The organism is Bartonella sp. AD328YNZD, assembly GCF_042196425.1.
Genome location: NZ_JBHIQG010000295.1, coordinates 1 through 3,028, shown reverse-complemented (window position 1 = coordinate 3,028; position 3,028 = coordinate 1). Strand labels below are relative to the sequence as shown.

Sequence of the window (3,028 nt, the reverse complement as noted above, 5' to 3'; positions counted from 1 at the left end):
AACTAATAATATACGTTTTGAGGGGGTTTTGACGGTTTTTACACCTTCAAAACCTATAAGCAAAATGAATATATATAACCCTCTTTAAACAAAGCTTTTGAAAACAATAAAGTTATCATTTTAGATTACGGTATAACTTCTTAAAGGCAATCGAAAAAAAATATTTAAAAATTCAAATCGCATCTTTAATTTAAATTATAAATACATTATTAGACTTTTGACATTAATCAAAGGTTTATGATGATGAAGTTTTCTATTTTACTTTGTTTGTTAATACTCACAGCTTGTGGTCCTATAACACATTTGAATGGAATTGTTGATCCAAACTACAAGGGACGATTTCAAACGAAAAAGGTGGTCATAGGAGGTGTTGGCATGTCTATTTCTGAGCAAAAAGAACTTGAAGACACCTTTGAGAAATCTCTCGTTAAATACAATGTACAGATATTGAGAGGATTAGATCTTTTCCCTCCAACTCGTAATTATTCCTATAACGAGAAAGAGAAAATTATAACAAATAAAGGCGCAGATGCTCTCCTAATAGTTAGCGTTGATAATCGTGCTATATCACAGACGTATATCCCGCCAACATATCATCCAGGAACCTCTACAAGTTCTATTTCGAGATTTGGAAACTCTGTTACCATAGAAACTGAGACGACACCAAGTTATGTGACCGGTGGATATAATATTAGTAAGCCCGCCATAAGTGTTAGTGTTTACCTTATTCACAATACAAAAAACAAAGAAACCATATGGCTAGCAAAAGGCTATAGCGATGGAAATGCTTTTGCATCATTTTCTAATCTCATAGTAAGCGTTGCAGAAACAACTGTTGAGAAACTAGCCAAAGAGGGGCTTATCGTCCCAAAGTAGAGTTAGGAAAATAGCAGCATAATTACGAATTTTAGCCACAAGTTCGATGTTAATAAAGCTATCATTTTAAAGCTTATATGTAAGCAATGTATAAAGGGGGTATAGATTATGGTTATAAGCTCTATACCCCTTGTGAGATTAACATATCCATTATGTGAGCATGCTTTATAAGTTATTCAGTTTCTCTTATTTCCAATTTTGGTAAGTTTTTTACGATTTTCATTGTCTCTAAACTTACGGTAATAACCCTTTGAAACAATTCTAGAGGGTAGGCAGGGTTTCCAACGGTTTCAACAGCATAGCGATTAGCATCATTGACAATGCCACTCTTTTTATCAGTCTTAACACATTGACGCCCCATAACCCATTCAAGAGCAGGCTTGCCATTGACGATATACTCATAAGCTTCAAGAGGGATATCTGTTATGGTAATATTGCTATTGTAAATAACTGTTGATTTATCCTTTTCGGATTTTCCTTTCTCTTTAGCTGCTTTTGCAAATTTCATTTCAGTTACATAATAGAATTTTTCGGGATTAGAGATTTCTGTCTGTTTTGGATTACCCTTTTTAAAGGTCACGGGATACGGCTCTACATCTTCATAATTCACATGCAAATGACCCAATTCACGCCCTGCTGTTACAAATTTCCCAAAATCATCAGCACTCTTTACACATGGGATACGAGGTAATTCTTTGCATAAATTATCAGCATAACGAGAGCGATAATCTTCTGAATGAAGTAGACCGTAAACATAATAGAATAGATCATCTTTTGTTATGGTTTCATTAGGATAAGCGGCTTTAAAATATGCTAGTCCTTCATCCGTAATGGCATCACGTCTCTGTAAACCAGATGTTGTGTTTTTCTCTGTAGAATTTGTAAATAAATGGGATTGTTTCCCACTTTTACTTTTTGAAACCGTAGTGTCTTCGTAAATATAACGTGGAAAGCATTGACCTTTTTCTATTGCATCTAAACTAGGTAAGGCTTTATTCATCAATACAGAAAATCTTCTTGCTCCTACACCAGTAACTTGTATTACTTTATTCTCTGCTGCTTGCCCTATAGGGAATATCCACGGCATTTGGTAAACCATATCGTTGAAAATGCGATTATAATAGAGCCATTGCTGTATAAAAGGACGATATAAACTTTGCGTAAGATATGCATTTTTAAAATCAAAAAACTTACCTTTTGCCAACTCTTGTTTAAGTGCACGACTCCAACTAATTTTTCTTTCATCTGAATTTACAAAATCATTTACAGCATTAGTACGTATTTTACGGTCGGTGTGTGCATAAGTATTATTAAAACGTTCTACTTCGCTATTATAGAAGGCAATCATATTACTCATGTTTTTTGATAAAACACTACGGCTTGAGTTATATACCCATGCATCACGACTCGTCATAATACCACGAGAATAAGTTTCAAATAGCTTTTTATCATGCTCTTTTTTAACACCTAGAGCCAGGAATGTCTTGAAACTATCATCACGTTGATTGATCCAATCACCGTGCTTGTCTGGTGTAATTATTTTCCAACCGCTTTCACGCGTAACACCACTAATACTACCAAAGTATTCAAGAGTAGTAAGTTTTTCTTTTGTTGTGAGATTATCACCAATGTCGTGATAGTAAATTTTACAAGATCCAAAAGCATTGGGATTTTTTATAAATAAGGTCACGGCAATACCGGTCATACTACCATTGCCAAAAACATTTTCTCCTTCTTGAGAAGTCTCTTTATTCGTCATATTTTTGCGAATATCTCCTCGCAAATTGAGCACATAAATACTGCTAAATTCCTTAACAAAACACTTTCTTAAACTCGTCATAGAATTTGCATCTAAAAAACTTCCATTTGTGACAAAGCCGATTACCCCAGCATTATCAATACGGTCACTCGCCCAACGAATAGCGCGTATATAGCTATCATAAAGTGCTCGTATATTTGTTACTTTAGATTGAGCAGCATAGGTTTCACGAATGCGGTCATCTAATATCGGATAAGGTGTATTCTTTGCATTATCGTTTTCGCTTTTTTGTCCTACCGAATAAGGAGGATTGCCAACAATAACTTGGATATCTACTTCCTGCTGTTTTTTACACCGCTCTGAATTCTCAAACATATAGCGTGTAAAAAAATC

General features: G+C 34.6%; 2 protein-coding genes. One reads left to right on the top strand and one right to left on the bottom strand.

Annotated features, from left to right (window positions below; translation table 11 throughout):
- Positions 1-237: 237 nt before the first annotated feature.
- The gene (locus ACFIO3_RS10840; protein ID WP_375695931.1) at positions 238-876 is read left to right on the top strand and encodes a hypothetical protein; all 639 of its coding nucleotides are present in this window, start codon (positions 238-240) and stop codon (positions 874-876) included.
- Positions 877-1,048: 172 nt separating this feature from the next.
- Here ACFIO3_RS10840 and ACFIO3_RS10835 read toward each other — a convergent pair.
- A partial coding sequence (locus tag ACFIO3_RS10835; RefSeq protein ID WP_375704447.1) for a type ISP restriction/modification enzyme occupies positions 1,049-3,028 on the bottom strand: 1,980 nt, incomplete at its 5' end.

Bases quoted from the DNA above. Each gene is read 5' to 3' on its own strand.
- ACFIO3_RS10840 (WP_375695931.1), top strand. From the start codon at position 238: ATGATGATGAAGTTTTCTATTTTACTTTGTTTGTTAATACTCACAGCT.